Below are 1,600 nucleotides of genomic sequence, written 5' to 3' on the forward strand. Positions count from 1 at the left end.
TGCGCCGCAGCCTCGCCGACGCGCCCGCCTGTCGTGATATCCGGGCCGCAGAACATCCGGCCCTTGAGGAAGGTCCCGGTCGCGAGCACCACAGCGGCTGCGCGCAACGTCTCACCCGAGGCAAGTGCCAGCCCGGCGACGCGACCGCTGCTCCCCTCCTCGAAGATGAGCGCGGCGGCCTCCCCCTCGACGATCTCGAGCCGCGGCTGCGCATCGAGCTGTGCCTGGATCGCCGCCTTGTAGCGCGTCCTGTCGGCCTGCACGCGCGGTCCCTGTACCGCCGCGCCCTTGCTCAGATTAAGCATGCGGTAGTGGATCGCAGCGTGGTCGGCCGCACGCGCGATAAGGCCGTCAAAGGCGTCAACCTCGCGCACAAGATGCCCCTTGCCCAACCCGCCGATCGCTGGATTGCACGACATCGCGCCCACCGTGTCGCGCGAGAAGGTAACGAGCGCTGCGCGCGCGCCCATGCGCGCGGCCGCCGCCGCCGCTTCGCAGCCGGCATGGCCGCCGCCCACCACGATAATGTCGAAATCCCGCGCCATAGCGCGCGAATGCCTAGGTCAGCCGCAGCTCCAAGTCAAAATGTTCCACGTGAAACACGGCGCTATTTGCCGATACAGAAGCGCCCGAACAGCGCGTCGAGCATATCTTCGGTCCCGGCCCTCCCCGTCAGTTGATCGAGCGCGATCCGTGCCCGCCGCAGAGCCTCCGCGACGATGAGCAGATCGTCATCGCCCTCAAGCACCGCCACGCATTGCTCTAGAAGCGCGCGCTGTCGACGGTTGATGGCCAGGTCACCGGGCCGTGGCAGCAATCGGTCCGCGCGATCGGTCAGTAGTGTAACGAGCTGGTCCATCCCCTCTCCCGTGATGGCCGACAGGGCGATATCAGCAGCGCCGGGCGCAATCTCGCGACCGACCACGTCACAGCGTGCATGCACCGCAATTGTCCGTTCTGGTTCGGGGCTGCCGCGCGCCTCGTCGAGCCACAGGATGATGTCGCTCGCAGCGATTACACGCCGCGCCCGCGCCATTCCGATGGCTTCGATCTCATCTCCGCTGCCGCCGTGGAGGCCCGCTGTGTCGACAAAGACATAGGGCCGCCCATCGAGTGCCAGCGGCACCTCGATCACGTCGCGCGTCGTCCCGGCACGCGGCGAGACGATTGCCGCCTCGCGTCCGGCGAGCGCATTGAGCAAGGTCGACTTGCCCGCATTGGGCGGGCCCGCAAGCGCCACGCGAATCCCGTCGCGCAACCGTTCGCCCGAGGGCCGCGCCAGAAACCCCCGGATCTCCGATGCAAGCGCCTCGACGTCACGCGAAAGCGCGCCGGCTGCGCCCGCATCCTCCGCGACGTCACCCTCGTCCGAAAAATCGAGCAGCGCCTCGGTGCGCGCCGACAGCGACAGCAATCTTTCCTGCCAGGCGCCGACGCACGCGCTCAGCCCGCCCTCCGCCATGGCAAGCGCGCTCAGTCGCTGCAGCTCAGTCTCGGCGAACAACAGGTCTGCGAGCCCCTCCGCCTCCGCCAGATCGATCCGGCCATTCTCGAAGGCACGGCGCGTGAACGCCCCCGGCGGCGCCGGCGCCAGCCCCTG

The 1,600-nt window shown here is 68.7% G+C and carries 2 protein-coding genes; both read right to left on the reverse strand.

Features of this window, described 5'->3' with window-relative positions; genetic code table 11:
• Positions 1–545, reverse strand: a 545-nt coding sequence (locus VGD20_RS02670; protein ID WP_331132966.1) for an FAD-dependent oxidoreductase, incomplete at its 3' end; no start/stop codon positions are given.
• A 62-nt stretch (positions 546–607) separates the two neighbouring features.
• Positions 608–1,600, reverse strand: a 993-nt coding sequence (locus VGD20_RS02675) for a tRNA modification GTPase (protein ID WP_331132967.1), incomplete at its 5' end; no start/stop codon positions are given.

The sequence above is a fragment of the Sphingopyxis sp. genome, from assembly GCF_036402335.1.
Lineage (GTDB): Bacteria > Pseudomonadota > Alphaproteobacteria > Sphingomonadales > Sphingomonadaceae > Sphingopyxis.